This is a genomic window from Brachybacterium halotolerans subsp. kimchii (assembly GCF_020792675.1).
Classification (GTDB): domain Bacteria; phylum Actinomycetota; class Actinomycetes; order Actinomycetales; family Dermabacteraceae; genus Brachybacterium; species Brachybacterium halotolerans.
This window is the reverse complement of the sequence record NZ_CP086254.1, coordinates 1983338-2007231: the sequence shown is the minus strand read 5'-3', so window position 1 is coordinate 2007231 and position 23894 is coordinate 1983338. Positions and strand designations below refer to the sequence as shown.

General features: G+C 67.5%; 14 protein-coding genes and 3 rRNA genes. 15 read left to right on the top strand and 2 right to left on the bottom strand.

The window, feature by feature from the left end; genetic code table 11:
• Window positions 1-34: 34 nt before the first annotated feature.
• From Bra3105_RS09115 to putP, 9 genes are all read left to right on the top strand, one after another.
• Entirely contained in the window at window positions 35-1240 is a 1206-nt protein-coding gene (locus Bra3105_RS09115; RefSeq protein WP_228359551.1) for an ABC transporter permease, read from the top strand.
• Window positions 1241-1305: 65 nt separating this feature from the next.
• Window positions 1306-2301 (top strand): D-ribose ABC transporter substrate-binding protein, encoded by a 996-nt coding sequence (locus Bra3105_RS09110; RefSeq protein ID WP_200503303.1) that lies wholly within the window; start codon window positions 1306-1308, stop codon window positions 2299-2301.
• Between the two features lie 172 nt (window positions 2302-2473).
• On the top strand, window positions 2474-3817 hold the full coding sequence (locus Bra3105_RS09105; RefSeq protein WP_228359550.1) for an RbtT/DalT/CsbX family MFS transporter: 1344 nt from the start codon (window positions 2474-2476) through the stop codon (window positions 3815-3817).
• A gap of 49 nt (window positions 3818-3866) precedes the next feature.
• Complete coding sequence (locus Bra3105_RS09100) at window positions 3867-4649, top strand: glucose 1-dehydrogenase (RefSeq protein WP_228359549.1); 783 nt, start codon at window positions 3867-3869, stop codon at window positions 4647-4649.
• A gap of 67 nt (window positions 4650-4716) precedes the next feature.
• The gene (locus Bra3105_RS09095) at window positions 4717-6432 is read left to right on the top strand and encodes a dihydroxyacetone kinase family protein (protein ID WP_228359548.1); all 1716 of its coding nucleotides are present in this window, start codon (window positions 4717-4719) and stop codon (window positions 6430-6432) included.
• Between the two features lie 132 nt (window positions 6433-6564).
• Window positions 6565-7035 carry a ribose-5-phosphate isomerase gene (locus Bra3105_RS09090; RefSeq protein WP_228359547.1) on the top strand — a complete coding sequence of 157 codons (471 nt, stop codon included), beginning with the start codon at window positions 6565-6567 and terminating at the stop codon, window positions 7033-7035.
• A gap of 285 nt (window positions 7036-7320) precedes the next feature.
• Complete coding sequence (locus Bra3105_RS09085; RefSeq protein ID WP_228359546.1) at window positions 7321-8688, top strand: MFS transporter; 1368 nt, start codon at window positions 7321-7323, stop codon at window positions 8686-8688.
• 10 nt (window positions 8689-8698) lie between these two features.
• Entirely contained in the window at window positions 8699-9181 is a 483-nt protein-coding gene (locus Bra3105_RS09080) for an NUDIX domain-containing protein (RefSeq protein ID WP_228359545.1), read from the top strand.
• 167 nt (window positions 9182-9348) lie between these two features.
• The gene (gene putP, locus Bra3105_RS09075) at window positions 9349-10917 is read left to right on the top strand and encodes a sodium/proline symporter PutP (RefSeq protein WP_228359625.1); all 1569 of its coding nucleotides are present in this window, start codon (window positions 9349-9351) and stop codon (window positions 10915-10917) included.
• A 115-nt stretch (window positions 10918-11032) separates the two neighbouring features.
• Here the strand turns inward: putP and Bra3105_RS09070 are convergent, their stop codons facing one another.
• Window positions 11033-11968, bottom strand: coding sequence for an alpha/beta fold hydrolase (locus Bra3105_RS09070; RefSeq protein WP_228359544.1), 936 nt, complete (start codon window positions 11966-11968; stop codon window positions 11033-11035).
• Between the two features lie 65 nt (window positions 11969-12033).
• Complete coding sequence (locus Bra3105_RS09065; RefSeq protein ID WP_200503295.1) at window positions 12034-12279, bottom strand: hypothetical protein; 246 nt, start codon at window positions 12277-12279, stop codon at window positions 12034-12036.
• A gap of 138 nt (window positions 12280-12417) precedes the next feature.
• Here Bra3105_RS09065 and Bra3105_RS18495 point away from each other — a divergent pair, with 138 nt between their 5' ends.
• From Bra3105_RS18495 to Bra3105_RS09035, 6 genes are all read left to right on the top strand, one after another.
• Window positions 12418-14694, top strand: a complete 2277-nt coding sequence (locus Bra3105_RS18495) for a glycosyltransferase family 39 protein (protein WP_267062393.1) — start codon at window positions 12418-12420, stop codon at window positions 14692-14694.
• Entirely contained in the window at window positions 14691-16061 is a 1371-nt protein-coding gene (locus Bra3105_RS09055) for a bifunctional glycosyltransferase family 2/GtrA family protein (RefSeq protein WP_228359543.1), read from the top strand. The genes Bra3105_RS18495 and Bra3105_RS09055 overlap by 4 nt, the downstream gene beginning before the upstream one ends.
• A 460-nt stretch (window positions 16062-16521) precedes the next feature.
• A 16S ribosomal RNA gene (locus Bra3105_RS09050) occupies window positions 16522-18042 on the top strand.
• 365 nt (window positions 18043-18407) lie between these two features.
• Window positions 18408-21474 (top strand): 23S ribosomal RNA (locus Bra3105_RS09045).
• Window positions 21475-21587: 113 nt separating this feature from the next.
• Window positions 21588-21704 (top strand): 5S ribosomal RNA (gene rrf, locus Bra3105_RS09040).
• The 16S, 23S and 5S rRNA genes sit together here, the layout of an rRNA operon.
• Window positions 21705-22231: 527 nt before the next feature.
• Window positions 22232-23536: an extracellular solute-binding protein gene (locus Bra3105_RS09035; protein ID WP_228359542.1), complete on the top strand. Its 1305-nt coding sequence runs from the start codon at window positions 22232-22234 to the stop codon at window positions 23534-23536.
• The last annotated feature ends 358 nt before the right edge of the window (window positions 23537-23894 follow it).

The window sequence follows — 23894 nt, the reverse complement described above, 5'->3', positions numbered from 1 at the left end:
CCTCCCGCCTCATCTCCGCGAACGGATGACTCCCATGACCTCCACCACCGCCACGGCAGCACCCCGACGGGGCCTCGACATCTCGAAGCTGCTCGTCGAGGGACGTGCGTTCCTCGCGCTCGCCCTCATCATCGTGGTGTTCTCGCTGCTCTCCCCGAACTACTTGACCGTCGACAACGTGCTGATCATGGCCTCGCACGTCGCGATCTACGCACTGCTGAGCCTGGGCATGCTGCTCGTGGTCCTCACCGGAGGCATCGACCTCTCCGTGGGGTCGACGCTCGGCTGCACCGCCGTCATCGCGGGCTTCCTGCTCAAGGGCGTGCCCCTGCACTTCCTGGGCGTCACCCTCTACCCGAGCGTGCCCGTCGCGGTGCTGGTCTCCGTCGCCCTCGGCGCGCTCATCGGCCTGGTCAACGGGGTGCTCGTCGCGAAGTTCAAGGTCGCCCCGTTCGTCGCGACCCTGGGCATGCTCTACGTCGTGCGCGGCGCCGCGCTGCTGATGACCAACGGACGCACCGTCAACGACCTTTCGGGCGACGAGGCGCTGGGCAACACGGGCTTCGAATGGCTCGGCTTCAACCGCCTGCTGGGCATCCCCGTGGGCGTGCTCATCATGGTCGTGGTCGCCGCCGTCATCGCCCTCGTGCTGGGGCGCACCACCTTCGGCCGCTGGCTGTACGCGACCGGCGGCAACGAGCGCGCCGCCCAGCTCTCCGGCGTCCCCGTGCGCACGGTGACCGTGTGGGTGTACGTGGTCTCGGGTCTGTGCTCGGCGGTCGCGGGCCTCATCCTCGCCTCGACCCTGACGAGCGCGAGCCCCACGGCCGGCAACACGTACGAGCTCACCGCGATCGCGGGCGTCGTCATCGGCGGCGCGGCCCTCTCCGGCGGCCGCGGCACCGTGCGCGGCACCCTGCTGGGCGCCTTCGTGATCGGCTTCCTCTCCGACGGCCTCGTCATCATCGGCGTCTCCGCCTACTGGCAGACGGTCTTCGTGGGCGCCGTCATCGTGGTCGCCGTGCTGCTGAACTCCCTGCAGTACGGGCGCCCGGGACGGACTGGTCGGCGCTTCGGCGCGGCACCGGGGACGGCGAAGGCCGACGGGGCGGTGAAGGCCGACGGGGCGGAGCCGTCCGCGCACGCATCGCCGTCGGCCCCGGGCTCGCCGGATTCCCCCGCTGCTCCTGATTCCCCTGCTGCTCTCGATTCCCCCGACACCCCTGACAACCGGTCGTGACCCGCGACCGGATCCCCTCTCGCGATGTCCGCGTCGGACGCGCGCCCCTGGAAAGGACACCCACCATGGAACGCAGGATCTTCCTGACCGCTCTCGGCATCGGCGCCGCGACGGCCGGACTCGCCGCCTGCTCGAGCGGCTCGGACGACGCCTCCGGCTCGGACGGCGGAAGCGGCGGCAGCGGCAAGGCCGGCGGGCTCATCACGATCATCGTCAACGACCCCTCGAACCCCTACTGGAAGACCGAGGGCGACGTCGCGGCGGCGAAGGCGAAGGAGCTCGGCTACACGACCACCGTCGGCGCCCACAAGGGTGACACCAACACCGAGAACACGCTCGTGGACACGGCGATCTCGAACAAGTCCGTGGCGCTGATCCTGGATCCCGCCAACGCCGACGGCTCGATCGGCACGATCAAGAAGGCGAACCAGGCCGGCATCCCCGTCTTCCTCGTGAACGCCGAGGTCAACGAGGCCGGAGTCGCGAAGTCCCAGCTCGTCTCCAACAACGCCCAGGGCGCCGCGATCGGCGCGCAGGAGTGGGTGAAGCGGATGAAGGAGAAGGGGAAGTACGTCGAGCTGTTCGGACTGCCCTCGGACAACAACGCCCAGACCCGCTCCAACGGCTACGAGACGACGATCAGCCAGTACCCGGACCTCAAGAAGGTGGGCCAGGAGGTCGCCGACTGGGATCGCACCAAGGGCCACGACAAGGCGCAGTCCCTGCTGCAGGCGCACCCGGACATCGACGGCATCATCTCGGGCAACGACGAGATGGCGCTCGGGGCGATCGCCGCGCTCAAGGAGGCGAACGCCTTCGACGGGATCGTCGTGGGCGGCTTCGACGGCTCCCCCGACGCGGTGGACTCGATCAAGGCCGGGGAGCTCGCCTACACGGTGCTGCAGCCCGTCGCCCAGTTCGCCGCGAAGGCGGTCGAGATGGCCCATGCGCTCGTCGCCGACGGCACCGAGCCCGAGCAGGAGAAGCAGGCCTTCGACTGCATCCTCATCACGGAGGACAATGTCGACAAGATGACCGAGGCCTTCACCTACAGCGGCTGAGGAGGCGGCTCTCCAGCGGTCCGGGCGCACGCGAAGGCGCCCGGACCGCTCAGCCCTGCGCGGCGCGAACATTTGTGCTTGACGTATGTTCGGGTCGGTCCCTAGTGTCTGTCACGGCGGCAGCGCCTCGTGCGCGCCGCCGAGCCTGTGACCCACACGAAGGAGTGTCCCCATGAGCGCAGCCGACCCGGCAGCTCCCCCCGTGACCGGCGGCGAGCGCGTGCCCTTCCTCGATCGGCTCGGGATCCCGCACCCGCTGCGCTGGGGCTTCCTCGGCGTGCTCATCTTTATGACCGGCAACGGCGTCGAGTCGAACTTCGTCTCCCCGCACATCGCGCATGCTCTCGGCGGCAGCGATCCGACAGCGCTCGCAGCGCGGGTGATCGCCTGCTACAGCGCTGCGGTGCTCATCGGCTCCTATCTCGCCGGCGCGCTCGCGGATCTGATCGGCCCGCGCCGCGTGATGGCGATCGGGTTCGGCGTCTGGGTGGTCTTCGAGATGGCGTTCCTCGGCTCCCTGCAGCTCGAGAACGTGTGGCTCGTGGGGATCAGCTACTTCCTCCGCGGATTCGGCTTCCCGCTGTTCGCCTTCGCGTTCCTGGTGTGGATCAACCACGTCGTGGACAAGGAGCGCAACGGCGCCGCGGTGGGCTGGTTCTACGTCATGTTCACCGGCGGACTTCCCACGCTGGGCTCGCTGGTCGCCTTCTTCATGATCCCCGCCTTCGGCGGTGACTACCTCGGCGAGAAGTGGACGATGCTCGCCTCGACGGTGATCGTGCTGATCGGCTTCCTCGTCGCCCGGTTCGGCGTCCACGAGGAGCACGGCTCGCGGCGCCTGGCGCCGGCGGGGGAGTCTCCGGCCGGAGTGATCCTCTCGGGCCTGCGCCTGACCTTCACCAACGGCCGCATTGCGATGGGCTTCCTGACGCGCCTGATCAACACCGCGCCCGAGTTCGGCATGTTCATCATCCTGCCCAACGTCATCTACGGGACGGCCGACCAGGGCGGGCTGGGCTGGAGCCAGTCGCAGTGGTTCATCATGACCACGGTCGTCTACGCCGGGAACATCCTGTTCAACGCGGCCTTCGGCGCCCTCGGCGACAAGGTCGGCTGGGTGAAGACGGTGCGCTGGTTCGGCATCGTGGGCTCGGCGATCGGCCTGTTGCTGTGGTGGTACGTCCCGCACATGGTCCCGGCAGGGTCCGACTGGGGCTTCGTGGTCTCCGTCGCCGCGGGCACCGTCTTCGGCATCCTGCTCGCCGGCTTCGTCCCGCTCGGCGCGATCATGCCCGCCATCGCCCCCAAGGAGAAGGGCGCCGCGATGGCCATGTACACGACCGCCGCGGGCGGCGCGACGTTCCTCGGCAGCTCGGTCGTCGCGATCGTCTACCCGTGGGGCGGCAACGTCGGCGTGGTCTGGGCGTTCGTGCTGCTGTATGCCTGCGCCTTCACCATGACCTTCTTCCTCAAGGTCCACCAGCCGCGCCTGCACGGCCCCGTCCTGGACGACTGACCCCGGTCGCGGCACCGTCAGTCCTCGGAACCCCACGGAAGGAACCCCGATGTCCACCAGCACAGACCTCTTCGATCTCAGCGGCACCGTCGCACTCGTCACCGGAGGCGCGAAGGGCCTGGGCCTCGCCATGGCGAAGGGCCTCGCCGATCACGGCAGCGACATCGCGCTCGCCGACATCGACGACTCGACCGGTGAGAAGGCCGCCGCAGAGCTGTCGGAGGCGACCGGCCGCACCGTCCGCTACTACCACTGCAACGTCATGGACCCCGCCGAGGTCGACGCTCTCGTGGACCGGGTCGTCGCCGACCTCGGGAAGATCGACACCCTGCTCAACAATGCGGGGCGCACGATCCACCAGCCCCTCGAGGAGGTCACCGAGGAGAACTGGCGCGCGGTCATGGGGCTGAACCTCGACGCCGTCTTCCACGTCATGCAGTCCGTGGCGCGCCACATGCTCGAGCGGGGCAGCGGCAGCATCATCAACACCGGCTCCATGAGCGGCATCATCGCGAACATCCCGCAGAAGCAGGCCTCCTACAACGCCTCGAAGGCAGCCGTCCACAACCTCACCCGCTCCGCGGCCTGCGAGTGGGCCGAGCGCGGGCTGCGCGTGAACGCGATCGCGCCGGGCTACATGCGCACGGAGCTGACCCGCGGGTTCTACGAGGAAGGCGGTCCGCAGATCGACCAGTGGAACCTCATGACGCCGATGAAGCGGCCGGGCGAGCCCCATGAGCTCGCCGGCGCCGCGGTCTTCCTCGCCTCGCAGGCATCCACCTTCGTCACGGGCTCGATCCTCAGCGTCGACGGCGGCTACACCGCCGCCTGAGGCGGCGCCCGTCGGCCCCGAGCACACCTCCTGATCCGTTCCTCCCTCGCAGAGAGCAGACCACCTCATGACCTACCTGTTCGATGATCCGAAGAAGTTCCCGGCCGCCGCGGTCGAGGGACTCGTCGCCGCCCATCCCGAGGAGCTCACGCAGGTCCACGGCGGCGTGGTGCGCCGGGATGCGACGCCCGAGGGCCAGGTCGCGCTCGTCGTCGGCGGCGGCTCGGGCCACTACCCGGCCTTCGCGGGCTGGGTCGGCCCGGGCTTCGCCCACGGCGCCCCGTGCGGCAACATCTTCTCCTCGCCGTCCTCCGACCAGGTGTACTCGGTCGCGCGCAACGCCGAGAACGGCGGCGGCGTGATCCTCGGCTTCGGCAACTACGCGGGCGACGTCCTGCACTTCGGCGTCGCCGCGGAGAAGCTGCGCGCCGAGGGCGTGGACGTGCGCATCGTCAAGGTCAGCGACGACATCGCCTCGAACTCCGAGGAGAACCACCGCGACCGCCGCGGCATCGCCGGCGACCTCGTCGTCTTCAAGGTCGCCGGCGCCGCGATCCAGGCCGGCGCGGACATCGCCGAGGCCGAGCGACTCGCCTGGAAGGCGAACGACGCCACGCGCTCCCTCGGCGTCGCCTTCGACGGCTGCACGATCCCCGGGGCCGACGAGGCCCTGTTCCACGTGCCCGAGGGCAAGATGGCCATCGGCCTGGGCATCCACGGCGAGCCCGGCATCGACGAGGTCGACATGCCCAGCGCCGAGGACCTCGCCCGGCGCCTGGTCGACGGCGTCCTCGCCGAGACCCCCGAGCTCGACTCGACGCGGGCCGCCGTGGTCCTCAACGGCCTGGGCACCGTGAAGTACGAGGAGCTGTTCGTCGTCTACGCGCACGTGGCGCGGATGCTCGGCGAGGCGGGGCTGACGATCGTGCGCCCCGAGGTGGGCGAGCACGTGACCAGCCTCGACATGGCAGGGCTGTCCCTGACCGTCATGCGCCTGGACGAAGAGCTCGAGGAGCTCTGGCTCGCCCCGGCCGACACCCCCGCCTTCCGCCGCGGAGTGGTCGTCGACGGGCCGGCCGGCGAGGAGCGCGGCGAGATCTACACCCCGGGCGAGGACCCCATCCCCGAGGCGTCCGAGGACTCCCGCGGCAGTGCGACGCGGATCGTCGAGATCCTCGCGGACCTGCAGGAGAAGCTCGAGGAATGGGAGCCCGAGCTCGGGAAGATGGACGCCGTCGCCGGCGACGGCGACCACGGACAGGGCATGGTGCTCGGCGTGCGTGCCGCCCGTGCCGCCGCGGAGAAGGCGGCCGACGGCGGAGCGGGCGCCCGCACCGTCCTCGTCCAGGGCGGCTCCGCCTGGTCCGCCGAGGCCGGCGGCACCTCCGGCGCCCTCTGGGGAGCCGCGCTCACGAGCCTCGGCAGCGCGCTCGCGGACGACACCGCGGTCACCCCCGAGCAGCTCGTGGCCGGGATCGTGCAGGCCATCGAGGCCGTCGAGCGCCTGGGCGGCGCGAAGGTCGGCGACAAGACGATGGTCGACGCGATGGTGCCCTTCCGGGAGTCCCTCGAGTCCGCGGGCACCCCGTCGGACCTCGCGGCCGCAGGCGCCGCGATCTCCACCGCGGCAGAGGCGGCGTCCGAGGCCGCCGAGGGCACCAGCGACATCGCCGCCCACCTGGGCCGCGCCCGCGTGCTCGGCGACAAGTCCGTGGGCACCCCCGACCCGGGCGCGGTCTCGTTCTCGAGGATCGTCGCCCGCCTCGGCGAGCAGCTCGCCTGAGCACGGCGGGTCCGGGCCGTCGGGCGGACGGGCCGGCGGTCCGTCGGATCTCACGGGCCCGTCGCCCCGCGGCGCACGGATAATCGTCCCGAACCCCATACCCCGCATCACGAGCAGGAACAGGAGCAGAACATGGCACTGAGGATCGTCGTCGGCGGAGACAACGCCGGATTCGGATACAAGGAAGAGTTCAAGAAGGTCCTCGAGGCCGATGAGCGCGTGGACTCCGTGACCGACGTGGGCGTCACCGGCCGTGAGGACGGCACGTACTACCCGAACGTCGCGGTCGAGGCCGCCGAGCTCGTCGCCGCGGGCGACGCGGACCGCGCGCTGCTGGTGTGCGGGACCGGCCTGGGCGTCGCGATCGCGGCGAACAAGGTCAAGGGCATCCGCGCGGTGACCGCGCACGACCTCTACTCGGTGCAGCGCTCGATCCTGTCGAACAACGCACAGGTGCTGTGCATGGGCGAGCGCGTGATCGGGCTGGAGTCCGCGAAGGCCCTGGTCGATGTGTGGCTGGATCTGGAGTTCGACCCGAACTCGTCGTCGGCCGCGAAGGTCGACGCGATCTGTGCCTACGACGGGTCCCTCGAGGAGAGCTGACCCCGGCGTCCCGCCCGGCAGCCCAGCGCCCCGGCGCCTGATCGATGGTCAGGTTCTCTGACAGGATTGTCCGATTCCAGTCGGAGAACCTGGCCATCGTCATTCCGGGCGAGGGGGTGGGGGAGCGACGGTTCGGGTGCGTGGGTGCGTGGGTGCGCAGGGATGAGGAGCCGCCGGCCCGGGGCCTGTGGCCCACATCGCCCGGGCGTCCACCCGCGCGCCCCGCGAGCTTAGGGTGACCTGACCTGTGCTCGATCCCGGCACGGGACCCGTGAACGGAGCACCATGCCCGCAGATCCCACCCGGCCCGTCGGCGTCCCCACGACCGACGCCGCGCCCCAGTCCCCCGTCGGCGCCTCCTCGACCGGGCCCGCTGGTCCCCGCGAGGCGCGCCGGGTCACCTGGGCCTCGCTCGTCGGCACCTCTCTCGAGCAGTTCGACTTCTACCTGTTCGCGTACTTCTCGGCATTCTTCGTCGGCCCGCTGTTCTTCGAGCCGCTCGGCCCGGCCGGGGCGACCCTCGCCTCCTTCAGCACGATCGCCGTGAGCTTCGTGATCCGGCCGCTCGGCGCGATCGTGTTCGGGCACATGGGCGACCGGCTCGGCCGGCGCGCGACGCTGCTGTGGACCGTCGGGATCATGGGCGTCGCCACCGGCCTCATCGGCCTGCTGCCGTCCTATGCGCAGGCCGGTTGGCTGGGCGCGATCGGCCTCGTGGGGCTGCGCCTGGCCCAGGGTCTCTCCCTGGGCGGGGAGTGGGGCGGCTCGGTGCTGCTGGCGGCCGAGCACGCGAAGCCCCTGCGCCGCGCGCTGTACGCGGCGATCCCGCAGCTGGGCTCGCCCGTCGGCTCGATCCTCTCGGCCGCCGTCTACCTCGTGCTGATCGCCGCCGTGCCTGAGTCCGCGATCGCCGCCTGGGCCTGGCGGGTGCCGTTCCTGCTCGCGTTCCCGCTGCTGCTGGTCTCCCTCTACCTGCGGATGCGCGTCGACGAGACGCCCGTCTTCACCCGGCTGAGGTCCGACGGCTCGCGCGACCGGATCCCCGTGCTCGACATGCTGCGCTCGCGGCCGCTCGCCCTGGGGACCGCGGTGCTGGCCGCGCTGCTGGGCATCGGCTCGTACTCCCTCATGAACACGTACACCATGAACTACGGCGCGAAGCAGCTGGGCTATCCCTTCCTGCAGCTGCTCACCGCCACCACCATCGGCTCGCTCCTGCAGCTGGTGACGATCCCGCTGTTCGGCCTGCTCGCCACGCGCATCGGCTCGGCCCGCGTGGTGGGCATCGGAGCTCTCGGCACCGCTCTCATCGCCCTGCCGATGTACGCGCTGCTGCCCTCGGCGACCTTCGGCGTGCTCGTCGCGATGATGGTGATCGGCGGTATCCTGCCCACCATGTCGTGGGCGGCGCTCGGCGGACTCATGAACGACCTGTTCGAAGGGCGCTTCCGGTACTCGGCGCTGTCCTTCGCCTACGCTATCGCCGCGACCCTCAGCGGCTTCGTCCCCCTGCTCACCGCCGCGCTGGGCGGCGTCACCGGCCAGGCCTGGTGGCACCCCGCGCTCGTGCTCATCGCCCTCAGCCTCGCGACGCTCGTGGGGGCGCTCGGCGCACGACGGGCAGGTGCGTCCGCGGGCCGCTCGGGTCTGTGAGGATGGCGCCATGAACGAGCTGCTCCCCGATGCCGTCTACTTCGACTCGCTCCCGAAGGTCATCACGTCGGGCGCGGTGATCCTGCGCGACGAGCACGACCGCGTGCTCATCGAGAAGCCGAACTACCGCGACCACTGGCTGCTGCCCGGCGGGGGCGTCGACCCGGGGGAGGACGCCCGCGCATGCGCCCATCGCGAGGTGCGCGAGGAGCTCGGCCTGGACCTGCCGATCGGCCGCCTGCTCGCCGTGCACTGGATGCCCTCGCGCGCACGTGTCGGGGCGCCGATGGGCGCGCACTTCCTGTTCGACGCGGGCGTCGTCCCGGCCGCGCGGCTCGAGGCCGACGTGGTCCCGCAGGCCGCGGAGCTCGACGACTGGATGCTCGCGGACGCGGATGAGCTGGACCTGCTCGGTCCGTGGGGCGCGTCACGCGCACGGCGGGGACTCGCCGTGCTGCGGGGAGACAGCGAGGTCGATCTGCTCACTCCGTGATCACACCGCTGTGACCAGGAGGAGCCGGGCGTGATCGCGAGACGTCTCACAGGCGTCCGGGCCGTCCGGAGCGGGGGAGAACGGGGGAGCCGCGGTGACGCGCGCCTCCTTATGCCGCTACCGTGCAGGGCATTCCTGTCCCTGTCCCCGACCAGAACGGCACGGCAATGGACCTCACGTTCAAGCTGATCGCGCTCGCGATCTACTTCCTCGCGATGCTCGGCATCGGCTTCTACGCCTTCCGCAAGACGAAGGGCGGCGACGAGTACATCCTCGGCGGTCGCCAGCTGCACCCCTTCACCGCGGCCCTGTCCGCGGGCGCCTCCGACATGTCCGGATGGCTGCTCATGGGGCTGCCGGGCGCGCTCTACATGAGCGGTCTGGTCGAGGCGTGGCTCGCCGTCGGCCTCACCGTCGGTGCGGCCCTCAACTGGATCCTCGTCGCGCCGCGCCTGCGCCAGTACACGCAGATCGCCGACGACTCCCTCACGGTCCCGAGCTTCTTCGGCAACCGCCTGTTCGACCGCACGCGCGCCCTGCGCATCGTGGCCGGGCTCGTGATCCTGGTGTTCTTCACCTTCTACGTCTCCTCCGGCATGGTCTCCGGCGGCGTGTTCTTCCAGTCCTTCTTCGGCGGCCCGTACCTCGTCGGAATGCTCCTGGTCGCCGGCGTCACCGTGCTGTACACCCTGTTCGGCGGCTTCCTCGGCGCGACCTACACTGACGTCGTCCAGGGCATCATCATGCTCATCTCGCTCATCGTGGTCCCGATCGTCGCGATGTTCTCCGTGGGCGGCCCGGTCGAGATGTTCGACTCCGTGCGTCAGGTCAACGCCGACTTCGCCTCGATGACCAGCGGCGCGACCGCCGTCGGCGTGATCTCCTCGCTCGCCTGGGGCTTGGGCTACTTCGGCCAGCCCCACATCATCGTGCGCTTCATGGCGCTGCGCTCCTCGCGCGACGCGAAGTACGGCGCGACCTTCGGCGTGGGCTGGATGATCCTGTGCGTGCTCGGCGCGATCTTCACCGCCCTCGCCGGGCTCGCGTACTTCCAGCAGAACGGCGACGCCCTGCTCACCGACAAGACCAACGGCGAGTCGGTCTTCCTCGACCTCGCGCAGATCATGTTCCACCCGCTGCTCGCGGGCATCCTGCTGGCCGCGGTGCTCGCGGCGATCATGTCCACGATGTCGAGCCAGCTCGTGGTCACGAGCTCCGCGCTCATCGAGGACATCGTGGGCGCGTTCAACCGCACGATCGGCCCCGCGGCCAAGCTCTGGGGCGGACGCGCCGGCGTCCTCGTGATCTCGCTGATCGCGGCGCTGCTCGCTCTGGACCCCTCGAGCTCGATCCTGGACCTCGTGTCCTTCGCCTGGGCCGGCTTCGGCGCCGCCTTCGGGCCCCTCGTGCTGCTGTGCCTGTTCTGGCGACGCCTGACGATGCCCGGCGCCCTCGCCGGCATGATCGTCGGTGCGGTCGTGGCGTTCTGGTGGGGCGGCGGCCTCGGCGCCGAGGCGCCCGACGTCGCCTGGAACCTGTTCGGCGGGGAGCACCTGTACGAGATCATCCCCGGCTTCGTGCTCAACCTGCTGGTGGCGGTCGTCGTCTCGCTCGTGACGCCTGCGCCGCCCGCCAGGGCCCGCGAGCAGTTCGACGAGATGGTCGCCTCGCTCAAGACGGGCACCATCGCGCAGAAGCCGGCCGACGAGGCCCCGGAGTCCGCGCCGAGCGTCTGACGCCCGGCCCGGTCCGGTCCCGACCGGTCTCCGGGCCGACGGCCACCTGCACGAGGGCGCCGCATCCTGCACGGAAGCGGCGCCCTCGTGCGTTCCCGCAGGCTGCGGAGCGTCGTCAGCCGGCGACACTCTCCACGAAGGCGACGATCTCGTCCGCGACCTCGTCGCGGATCTCGGGCTCGTTGTGCACCTCGTGGCGGAAGCCCGTGTACACGCGGGTGGTGACATCGCGCGTCCCCGACTCGGCCAGCGCGGTCGCCACGGCGTACGGGCCCTCGCCGAAGCCGCCCACGGGATCCTGGTCTCCCGAGAGGATCAGCACGGGCAGGCCGCCGGGGATGCGCGCGGCCCACTCGGGCGCGTTCGCCTCGTCGTAGAGCCCCACGAAGTCCCGGACGAAGCGCAGGGACATGGGCGTCCCGAAGCCGTTGAGCGGGTCGGAGCCGTGGTCGCGCACCACGTCGCGGTCGCGCGCGACCCAGTCGGTCGGCCCGCGCACGTCGTCGTAGCGGTCCAGGAAGCCGTCGAAGAGGCTCGGCAGGAAGGACTCGCCGCTGCTCGCGCCGTCGCCCGCGCCGATCGCCCGGTCCAGGGCGTGGCGGTCGAACGTCCGCATCGAGCGCATCCCGGCGGCGATCCCGCCGAGCGCCAATCCGGCCAGGCCCTGCGGGTGCCGCGCGGCCTGCGCGCGGGCGATCATCGAGCCCCAGCTGTGGCCGAAGACGACGTACGGCAGCTCGGGGAACATCGAGGTGACCTTCTCGCGGAGGGTCTCCTCGTCGGCGATCACGGTCTTCAGGCCGTCCTCGCCGGTGTCCGCCCAGACGCCAGAGGCGACGGCCGTGGCCCCGTGACCGGCATGGTCGTCGGCCGCGACCACGATCCCCGCATCCAGGAGACGCGCGATGAGCCGCTGATAGCGCCGCGAGTGCTCGCCGAGCCCGTGCTCGATCTGCACGACGGCGCGCGCGGGGACGACGGGGACGTGGATCCAGGCATGGATCTCGTCGCGTCCGTTGCGGGAGGGGAACGTGAACTCGTGCAGGGCCATCTCGTCTCCTTCGGCGGGGTGCGGCTCAGGCGAGCGTAGCCCGCCGGGGCGACGAGCTCCGGGACTCAGGGTTCGAGGGTGCGCCGGTGCCGGTACGCGCGATCCGCACGGGGCTCCTCGGAGCGCTGCTCATGGGAGACCGCGAGCGCCGCGCCGATGGCGGGCTTCGCACCCGCCCAGGCGACGGGAGTTCGCGCGGGAGAGGTCGTGGGCTCGGGGGACGGGTCGGCGAGGGCCTGCTCTGTCGTCGTCTGCGCGGCCTCCTGCACGATGTGGACGGAGGCGGTCATCGAGGTGTCGATCATGTCCATGCCACGACGCTCGCCCGCGGGGCTATGGATCCGCTGTGACCGTGCTGTCGCCGGGCGGTGAGGTGAGGCGCTCGGCACATACGCGCACCATGCCCGGGGCACAGCAGATCCATAGGCCCGGCCGGAAGTCTTCCCGCCATGACCACCACAGATGAGAAGCGGACCGGGGACGGTTCGAGCCCCGGGTCCTCACCAGACGATCGGACGACGCCCGCCGCCGATGGGGCGGCGAGCCCGGGCGCGGCGACCGGGAAGCCCCCGCACCGGCTCGAGGCCGTGCGCAGGAGGCTCCTGGACGAGTCACCGCGGGCGAGCCTCGCGCTGCTCGGTCTGCTCGTGGCGACCGGGGTCCTGTACTTCTGGAACCTCAGCGCCAACGGGTACGCGAACTCGTTCTACTCGGCGGCCGTGCAGGCGGGATCGGAGTCCTGGAAGGCGTTCTTCTACGGCTCCTCCGACGCGGCGAACTCGATCACCGTGGACAAGCCGCCGGCCTCGCTGTGGTTGATGGCGCTGTCCGTGCGCATGTTCGGGCTGAACACGATCGCGATCCTGCTGCCGCAGGTGCTCATGGGCATCGGCACCGTGCTCCTCGTGGACCGCACGGTGAAGAGGTACTTCGGCGTGGGCGCGGGCCTCGTGGCCGGTGCGGCGATGGCGATCACCCCGGTCGCGGTGCTTATGTTCCGCTTCAATAATCCCGACGCGCTGCTGGTGATGCTCATGGCGCTCGGCGCGTGGGCGACCCTGCGCGCGATCGAGAAGGGCTCGATCCGCTGGATGGCCCTGGTGGGCGTGTTCATCGGCTTCGGCTTCCTCACCAAGACGCTGCAGGCGTTCCTGGTCGTGCCCTTCTTCGGGCTCGCCTTCATGCTGTTCGCCGCGACCACCTGGCGCCGACGAGTGCTGGGGCTGCTCGCCGCGGTCGGGGCGCTCGTCGTCGCCGGCGGCTGGTGGGTCGCGATCGTCGAGCTCGTGCCCGAGAGCTGGCGGCCCTTCATCGGCGGCTCCCAGAACAACTCGTTCCTCGAGCTGACCTTCGGGTACAACGGCCTGGGCCGCATCAACGGCGAGGAGACCGGATCCGTGGGCGGCGGCGGACCCTCCTCCGGGGAGACCGGCCTCGCGAGGCTCTTCTCCTCGGACCTGGGCGGTCAGATCTCCTGGCTGATCCCCGCCGCGCTGATCCTCGTGGTGCTCGCGCTGTGGATGGGCCGACGCGCCCCGCGCACCGACATGCGCCGCGCCTCCCACATGGTGTGGGGCGGTTGGTTCCTCGCCACCTTCCTGACGTTCTCCTTCATGGCCGGGATCTTCCACCAGTACTACACGGTGGCCCTGTCGCCGGCGATCGCCGCGATGGTCGGCGCCGGAGCGGGGGAGCTGTGGCAGCGCCGCGGCACCTGGCTCGCCAGGATCGGCCTCGCGCTCGCCGCGCTCGCCACAGGCATCTGGGGCTTCGTGCTCCTGCAGCGGCAGACGGAGTACGGGCAGTGGCTCGCGATCCTCGTCCTCGCCACCGGCATCCTCGCCGCCGTCGGCGTGCTCTTCGCCCACCGGATGGGCAGGGCGCTGCTCGCGGCCCTGCTGGCCAGCGCGATCGTGAGCGCCGGCGCCGGGCAGGCCGCCTACGCGGTGAGCACCGTGACCACGGCCAAGACCGGTTCGATCATCACCGCGGGGCCGACGGTCTCCAGCGGCATGGGCGGCATGGGCGGCGGCCCCGGCGGCATGGGCGGAGGCCCGGGAGGCCAGGGCGGCGGTCAGGGCGGGCCCGGCGGAGGCCAGGGCTTCCCCGGCGGCCAGGGCCAGACCGGGCAGACCGGGCAGACCGGGCAGGGCCAGACCGGCCAGAGCCAGACCGGCCAGAGCCAGAACGGCCAGGGCGGGATGGGCACACCTCCCGGCCAGTCCTCCCAGTCCCAGCAGGGCCAGACCCAGCAGGGCCAGATGCCGTCGGCCGGCGGAGCCGAAGGCGCCATGGGCGGCGGGCCCGGCGGAGGCGGGGGCGGCGGCATGAGCGGCCTGCTCGATGCCACCGAGCCCGACCAGGACGTCGTCGACGCCCTCACCGCCGACGCCGATCAGTACACCTGGGTCGCCGCGGCCGTCGGCAGCCAGAGCGCCGCGGGCATGCAGCTGGCGACCGAGGAGCCCGTGATGGCCATCGGCGGGTTCAACGGATCCGACCCGAGCCCCACCCTCGAGCAGTTCCAGCAGTACGTCGAGGACGGCCAGATCCACTACCTGCTCGCCAGCAGCGGCTTCGGCCAGCAGAACGGCGGCTCCGACTCCGCGAGCGAGATCGTCGAGTGGGCGAGCGAGAACTACAAGGAGGTCACCATCGGCGACTCCACGTTCTACGACCTCACCCAGCCCGTCTCCAGCTCCACCAGCACCCAGGAGGCGTCATGACCCTGGACCTCGCACGAAGCACGGGCGGCCTCTCCGCCGGGGCCGGGCGCGCCGACAGCGCCCGCGGTACCCGCTCCGGGAGCCACGATCCCTCGGCGCACACACCCGAGGACCTGCCTCAGGCCCGACCTCTGGTGAGTGCGGAGCCCGGTACCACGGTGCTGGACGTGGTGGTGCCGGTCCTCAACGAGCGGCACACGATCGAGGCGTGCGTGGAGCGCCTGGACCGCCACCTGCGCTCGACCTTCCCGTACCCGTTCCGGATCACGGTCGCCGACAACGGCAGCACCGACGGCACCCGGGAGATCGCCGCCGACCTCGAGGAGCGCAAGCCCGACCGCGTGCGCGCCGTGCACCTGGACAAGAAGGGCCGCGGGCGAGCGCTCAAAGCCACCTGGTCCGCGTCGGACGCGCTAGTCCTCGCCTACATGGACGTCGACCTCTCCACGGACCTCGACGCGCTCTGGCCTCTCATCGCGCCGCTCATGTCGGGGCACTCCGACCTCGCGATCGGCACCCGGCTGCACCGTTCGTCGCGGGTGGTGCGGGGGACCAAGCGCGAGTTCATCTCCCGCTGCTACAACGCCGGGCTCTCGGTCGCACTGGGAGCCGGCTTCACCGACGCCCAGTGCGGGTTCAAGGCGATCCGGGCCGACGTCGCCCGGGAGATCCTGCCTCTCGTCGAGGACCCCGCCTGGTTCTTCGACACCGAACTCCTGGTGCTCGCCGAGCGCACCGGGCTGCGGATCCACGAGGTGCCCGTCGACTGGTACGACGACCCGGACTCCCGGGTGGACGTGGTGGGGACGGCCCTCGACGACATCCGGGGCGTGCTGCGGGTCCGACGCTCGCTGCGCTCGGGAGAGCTCGGCATCGACGGCATCCGCGCGCGTCTGGGGCGGACCATGCCCTCGGGCCAGACCGGTGGGCAGGTCATCCGCTTCGCCGCGGTGGGAGTCGCGAGCACGCTGCTGCATCTCGCGGGCTTCGCCGCCCTGCACGGACTGCTCGGCATGGGGGCCCAGGCGGCGAACATCCTCGCGCTGCTGGTCGCGACCATCGTGAACACGAGCGCCAACCGCTCCTGGACCTTCGGGATCCGTGAGCGCGAGGGTGCCCTGTGGCACCAGCTCCAGGGGCTCGCCCTCCTCGCACTCACCTGGGCGCTCAGCGCCGGCGCGCTGCTGCTGCTCGACGGCGCATGGCCCCAGGCCCCCACCGCCGTGCAGACGGTGATCCTGGGCGGCTCGATGGTCATCGCGACGGTCACCAAGTTCGGCGTCATGCGCCGCTGGCGCAGGGACGGGACCACGAAGGCGCACGATGCCGCGAGCGGCCGACGGACGGGGCCCGCGCCGAGCGTGTGACGGCTCCCTGAGGTCACGTCACGCACGAACGACCCCGAGCACCCTGCGTCACGTGGTGCAGAACACGCTCTGACCTGGGGCTGTGGAGTTGACGTGGGGGCTCGGGGTGCGTAAGTTATTACCTCGTGCCCGGCCGACAGGTTCGGGGGATCGGAAACAGTGTTTCTGGTTTCTCGGATGGGTTCGGGTGCTCCGGTTAATTCAATAGTCAGTTTCGGTGGTAGCCCAGATCACAGGGTGCCGAGTTGACATGGAGAACCGATTGCTCCTAAGCTTTAGGGGTTGCCTCGGAGAGAAGGCCCGGATGGGTGCGGATCTTTGAGTGCGCGTGTTGTTTGAGATCTCAATAGCGTGTCTGTTTGTTGATGCCAAATTTTTTGTTTTGGCATGACGGATGATGTAGCAGATTTATATGAATGTGCTAGTCGTTTGTTTTGTCGGGATTATAGTTTTTCATTTTTTGATGGAGAGTTTGATCCTGGCTCAGGACGAACGCTGGCGGCGTGCTTAACACATGCAAGTCGAACGATGATGGCCGTGCTTGCACGGCTGGATTAGTGGCGAACGGGTGAGTAACACGTGAGTAACCTGCCCTCCACTTCGGGATAACCTCGGGAAATCGGGGCTAATACCGGATATGAGCACCTACTGCATGGTGGGTGTTGGAAAGTTTTTCGGTGGGGGATGGACTCGCGGCCTATCAGCTTGTTGGTGAGGTAGTGGCTCACCAAGGCGTTGACGGGTAGCCGGCCTGAGAGGGCGACCGGCCACACTGGGACTGAGACACGGCCCAGACTCCTACGGGAGGCAGCAGTGGGGAATATTGCACAATGGGCGAAAGCCTGATGCAGCGACGCCGCGTGAGGGATGACGGCCTTCGGGTTGTAAACCTCTTTCAGCAGGGAAGAAGCGAGAGTGACGGTACCTGCAGAAGAAGCGCCGGCTAACTACGTGCCAGCAGCCGCGGTAATACGTAGGGCGCAAGCGTTGTCCGGAATTATTGGGCGTAAAGAGCTTGTAGGTGGCTTGTCGCGTCTGCCGTGAAAACCCGAGGCTCAACCTCGGGCGTGCGGTGGGTACGGGCAGGCTAGAGTGTGGTAGGGGAGACTGGAACTCCTGGTGTAGCGGTGAAATGCGCAGATATCAGGAAGAACACCGATGGCGAAGGCAGGTCTCTGGGCCATTACTGACACTGAGAAGCGAAAGCATGGGGAGCGAACAGGATTAGATACCCTGGTAGTCCATGCCGTAAACGTTGGGCACTAGGTGTGGGGGACATTCCACGTTTTCCGCGCCGTAGCTAACGCATTAAGTGCCCCGCCTGGGGAGTACGGCCGCAAGGCTAAAACTCAAAGGAATTGACGGGGGCCCGCACAAGCGGCGGAGCATGCGGATTAATTCGATGCAACGCGAAGAACCTTACCAAGGCTTGACATGCACTGGACAGCTGCAGAGATGTGGCCTTCTTTGGACTGGTGCACAGGTGGTGCATGGTTGTCGTCAGCTCGTGTCGTGAGATGTTGGGTTAAGTCCCGCAACGAGCGCAACCCTCGTTCCATGTTGCCAGCACGTGATGGTGGGGACTCATGGGAGACTGCCGGGGTCAACTCGGAGGAAGGTGGGGACGACGTCAAATCATCATGCCCCTTATGTCTTGGGCTTCACGCATGCTACAATGGCCGGTACAATGGGTTGCGATACTGTGAGGTGGAGCGAATCCCAAAAAGCCGGTCTCAGTTCGGATTGGGGTCTGCAACTCGACCCCATGAAGTCGGAGTCGCTAGTAATCGCAGATCAGCAACGCTGCGGTGAATACGTTCCCGGGCCTTGTACACACCGCCCGTCAAGTCACGAAAGTCGGTAACACCCGAAGCCGGTGGCCCATCCCTTGTGGGGGGAGCCGTCGAAGGTGGGATCGGTGATTGGGACTAAGTCGTAACAAGGTAGCCGTACCGGAAGGTGCGGCTGGATCACCTCCTTTCTAAGGAGCATCACCAGTATTGGTGGCCGCTTGCCTGCCCGTTCGTGGTGGGGGTGGTTGCTCATGGGTGGAACATCAACGGATGGGCGCTTCGCTCGCTGGTCGTGTGGCTGTCGTAGTACTCCTCTTCGGGGGATGGAACGGATGGTCTGGCTGGTGGGTTTGAGGTGGAGGCACGCTATTGGGTTTTGAGGCTGCACGCAGCCCTGCCCCTCTTGTGGGGGGTGTGGGTGTGTGGCTGGTCCTCCCCGTCATGATCTGCCGGTTGGTGGGTTGTGGTGGTGTGGGGTTGTTTTTTGAGAACTGCATAGTGGACGCGAGCATCTTGTAAGCAATTTTTAGTGTCTTTGTGATATTTTTTGTGTTGCCTAAGTCTTCAAGGGCGCACGGTGAATGCCTGGGCACGAGGAGCCGATGAAGGACGTAGGAGTCTGCGATAAGCCTCGGGGAGGTGACAACCGACCTGTGATCCGGGGATGTCCGAATGGGGAAACCCACCAGGGGTCATGCTCTGGTACCCGCCACTGAATGTATAGGTGGTGTGGAGGGAACGTGGGGAAGTGAAACATCTCAGTACCCACAGGAAGAGAAAACAATAGTGATTCCGTGAGTAGTGGCGAGCGAAAGCGGAGGTGGCTAAACCGGATCTGTGTGATACCCGGCAGGGGTTGCAGGTTCGGGGTTGTTGGGACGTGTCTGATTCTTCTGCCGGAGGGTCGACGTTTGGCATGCTGCTAGTCGAAGCCGTGGTGAGTGCGGTGGCGTAGAGGGTGTGACTCCCGTAGACGAAAGTGGTGTGTGGCGTGACGCTGTTCCCGAGTAGCACCGGGCCCGTGAAATCCGGTGTGAATCTGCCAGGACCACCTGGTAAGCCTGAATACTACCTCGTGACCGATAGCGGACAAGTACCGTGAGGGAAAGGTGAAAAGTACCCCGGGAGGGGAGTGAAATAGTACCTGAAACCGTGTGCTTACAATCCGTCGGAGCCTTACGGGGTGACGGCGTGCCTTTTGAAGAATGAGCCTGCGAGTTAGTGGTCGGTGGCGAGGTTAACCCGTGTGGGGTAGCCGTAGCGAAAGCGAGTCTGAACGGGGCGTTCAGTCGCCGGCTCTAGACCCGAAGCGAAGTGATCTATCCATGGGCAGTGTGAAGCGCGGGTAAGACCGCGTGGAGGCGCGAACCCACTTCAGTTGAAAATGGAGGGGATGACCTGTGGATAGGGGTGAAAGGCCAATCAAACTTCGTGATAGCTGGTTCTCCCCGAAATGCATTTAGGTGCAGCGTTGCGTGTTTCGTGCCGGAGGTAGAGCACTGGATAGGCGATGGGCCCCACCGGGTTACTGACCTTAACCAAACTCCGAATGCCGGTACGTGAGAGCGCAGCAGTGAGACGGTGGGGGATAAGCTTCATCGTCGAGAGGGAAACAGCCCAGAACATCAGCTAAGGCCCCTAAGCGTGTGCTAAGTGGAAAAGGATGTGGAGTTGCTGAGACAACCAGGAGGTTGGCTTAGAAGCAGCCACCCTTGAAAGAGTGCGTAATAGCTCACTGGTCAAGTGATTCTGCGCCGACAATGTAGCGGGGCTCAAGTACACCGCCGAAGCTGTGTCACTCCGGTTTTTGCCGGGGTGGGTAGGGGAGCGTCGTGCAGACTGTGAAGCTGCGGGGTAACCCAGTGGTGGAGGCTGCACGAGTGAGAATGCAGGCATGAGTAGCGAAAGACGGGTGAGAAACCCGTCCGCCGATTGATCAAGGGTTCCAGGGCCAGGTTAATCCGCCCTGGGTTAGTCGGGACCTAAGGCGAGGCCGACAGGCGTAGTCGATGGACATCGGGTTGATATTCCCGAACCGATCGTAGGAGGACCCATACCGAGGCGTGTGATGCTAACCACCCGAGTCTCCTCCATGTCCTTCGGGATGTGGGTGGGGGTGAGGCTGGGAACCAAGCATGTAGTAGGTCAGCGCATGGGATGACGCAGTGAGGTAGCTTCCGCGGACTTAATGGAATAGTCCGTCTAAGCGTGCAGCCCGCGCACCGGTAATGCGGTGCCGTATGGGGTGAGACGTGATGGGGATCCCGTATGGGCGTAGGTGAGTGATCCTGTACTGCCGAGAAAAGTTCCGGCGTGACGAATACGGTCGCCCGTACCCGAAACCGACTCAGGTGATCAGGTAGAGAATACCGAGGCGTTCGAGAGAATCGTGGTTAAGGAACTCGGCAAAATGCCCCCGTAACTTCGGGAGAAGGGGGGCCTGAGCAGTGAGAGCTGTGAGGGCCGCAGAGACCAGGGAGAAGCGACTGTTTACTAAAAACACAGGTCCGTGCGAAGTCGTAAGACGCTGTATACGGACTGACGCCTGCCCGGTGCTGGAAGGTTAAGAGGACTGGTTAGCGCCCTTGTGGTGCGAAGCTGAGAATTTAAGCCCCAGTAAACGGCGGTGGTAACTATAACCATCCTAAGGTAGCGAAATTCCTTGTCGGGTAAGTTCCGACCTGCACGAATGGCGTAACGACTTCTCCACTGTCTCAACCGCGAACTCGGCGAAATTGCATTACGAGTAAAGATGCTCGTTACGCGCAGCAGGACGGAAAGACCCCGGGACCTTTACTATAGTTTGGTATTGGTGTTCGGGACGGCTTGTGTAGGATAGGTGGGAGACTGGGAAGCATGGACGCTAGTTCGTGTGGAGTCGTTGTTGAAATACCACTCTGGTCGTTCTGGATTCCTAACCTCGGTCCGTGATCCGGATCAGGGACAGTGCCTGATGGGTAGTTTAACTGGGGCGGTTGCCTCCTAAAGAGTAACGGAGGCGCTCAAAGGTTCCCTCATCCTGGTTGGCAATCAGGTGTTGAGTGTAAGTGCACAAGGGAGCTTGACTGCGAGACAGACATGTCGGGCAGGTGCGAAAGCAGGAACTAGTGATCCGGCACCTCATTGTGGAATGGGTGTCGCTCAACGGATAAAAGGTACCCCGGGGATAACAGGCTGATCTTGCCCAAGAGCTCATATCGACGGCATGGTTTGGCACCTCGATGTCGGCTCGTCGCATCCTGGGGCTGGAGTTGGTCCCAAGGGTTAGGCTGTTCGCCTATTAAAGCGGTACGCGAGCTGGGTTTAGAACGTCGTGAGACAGTTCGGTCCCTATCCGCTGCGCGCGTTGGATATTTGAGAAGACCTGTCCCTAGTACGAGAGGACCGGGATGGACTGACCTCTGGTGTGCCAGTTGTTCTGCCAAGGGCATGGCTGGTTGGCTACGTCGGGAAGGGATAACCGCTGAAAGCATCTAAGCGGGAAGCCTGCTTCAAGATGAGATATCCGTGCACCCTTGTGGTGTGGGAGGCCCCCAGGAGATGACTGGGTTGATAGGCCAGATGTGGAAGCACAGTAATGTGTGGAGCTGACTGGTACTAATGGCCGATGACTTATCAACACAAATTTTGAGAATTGTGTGCTGTGCTCGCGTCTACTGTGTGGTTCTCGGGAAACAACCCCGCGCATCCTCCGATAGTGGGGGTGTGGTGGGCTGGTGGTGTCTCGTGGTGTTACGGCGGTCATAGCGTTGGGGAAACGCCCGGTTCCATTCCGAACCCGGTAGCTAAGCCCTTCTGCGCCGATGGTACTGCACTCGGGAGGGTGTGGGAGAGTAGGACGCCGCCGGACATTCCTTTGTGAATGAGGGTTGTGGCTCGTCACGAGCAGCTCCCCGAACCTATGTTGTGGGTTCGGGTGGAGCGCGGTGACGAGCCACAACCCTTTTCCGCGTGCATACGCCGTGCCGCTTCACCTGCCCCCGCTGGGTGTGGTTGCGTGATGCCGCCCCACGGGCTCCACGAGGGGTCGGGAGTGCTGTGGAGGTTCTGGGCCGGGTCCTTGAAGCCGGGGGAGCTCATGGACGAGCTGCCGGCGAGCCCCGAGTGGTGCCGCCCTGATCTTGCGCGCGCTCGTGGCGAGCGGGCCGCTGTCACGATTCGGCATCGACAGCTTTACACGTTTCAGAGTTGCGCCTACGCTCGTGCTCGATCCGGTGAGCGGACTCCTGTGTCTAGTGGGAGAGCGCTTCCCGGCGGAGGTGCTCCCACGTCCTCGCGGCGGCGATATCGGTCGTTGCGCTGGCGCCCCGAACGCCCGTCGCTCACGTGGATCATCAGCAGAGCCGCACTCGGCGGCGAAGATCGAAGGAGATCGCCATGCCCTCACGTCGAACCGTCCTCGCAGTGCCCCTGGCTCTGGCGGGCCTGGGAGGCCTCGCCGCCTGCGGTCCGAACGCTCCCGGGGGCTCCTCCGGCGGCTCCGGCGCCTCCGACTCCGGCACTCTGCGCTTCGCCTGGTGGGGCAACACGGTGCGCGACAAGGCCACGCGCGACTCCATCTCGACATACCACTCCGCACGCCCCGAGATGAGTATCTCGGACGAGCCCACGGACTGGTCGGGCTACTGGGACAAGCTCGCCACCCAGGTGGCCGGCGGGGACGTGCCCGACCTGATCCAGATGGACGAGTCGTACCTCAGCGAGTACTCCAGCAGGGGCATCCTCCTGGACCTCAAGGACACCGACGTGGACACCTCCGAGTTCGATCCGTCGGCCCTGGACGCTGGCATGGTCGACGACGGGCTCTTCGCCCTCAACGCGGGCGTCAACGCCCCGGTGCTGCTCGCCAACCCCGACGTCTTCGATGGGGCGGGAGTGGACATGCCCGACGACGGCTCCTGGACCTGGAAGGAGCTCGTCGAGATGTCCGCCGCGATCACCAAGGGCACGCCCGACGGGACCTTCGGCGTCCAGCAGCTCGGTGCCGCCGGCGATCCCGCGCTCAGCGTCTACCTCCGCCAGCTCGGAGCGGAGAAGTTCACCGACGACGGACTCGGCTTCACCGCCGAGCAGCTGCAGCAGTGGATGGAGTTCGCCCTCGAGCTGCAGAGCACCGGCGCCGCGCCCGGTGCCTCGGTCGCGGTCGAGGAGACCGGGAAGTCCGTCGACCAGACGCTGTTCGCCACCGGCAAGTGCGGTCTCCAGCTCGCGTGGTCGAACCAGGTGGTCAGCAACGACACGGCGCTCGGCGGCACCGTCAAGGTGCTCCGCATGCCGTCCATGACCGGGAAGGCGGCTGATGTGAAGCTCTGGTACAAGGCCTCGATGTACTTCGCGGTCGCGGCCAGGTCCGCGCAGCAGGGGGCGGCCACGGCCTTCGTCGACTGGCTCGTGAACTCGAACGAGGCCGGGAAGATCCTCCTGGCCGAGCGCGGTGTCCCTGCGAACCTCACGGTGCGCAAGGCCATCGAGGGCGACCTCACCGACTCCGACCTCAAGGCCGTCGACTTCATCGAGGCCATCGCCGACGAACTGGGGGAGTCCCCGGTGATCACCCCTCCGGGCGGCAGCGCCGTGAACGACGCCCTCGGCAGGCACATGGAGGACGTCCTCTTCGGGCGGGCGAAGCCCGCGGACGCGAGCTCCGCAGCCCTCACCGAGGCGCAGGGGCAGCTCGGATGAGTGCCGTGATCGCCGTCGGCCCTGGCATGCATCGGGAGGTCGGCGGAATGTCGGTCGTGCGGTGCGGGCATCGGGACAGCGCTGTCCGAGGTCAGGTCGATGCCGTCGGCAGCCGCTATGAGAACGTTTGCATTCGGACAGCGTCCTCTGCTTAGAATCTGCCCACCGCACGGTCGTCGACGACCGTGACCATCGGCCGCAGTCCCGCGAGCGGCCGCCCGTGGCCCGTCACCCGCGGCTCGTCGTCCGCCCTCCGGCGCACGGCCGTCGGCCATGAGAGACCCGCATCCTCCCGCTCCGCCCGCAGAGCCGCACCCCCTCACCCCACCCCCTCACCCCACCCCAATCCGCGCAGCAG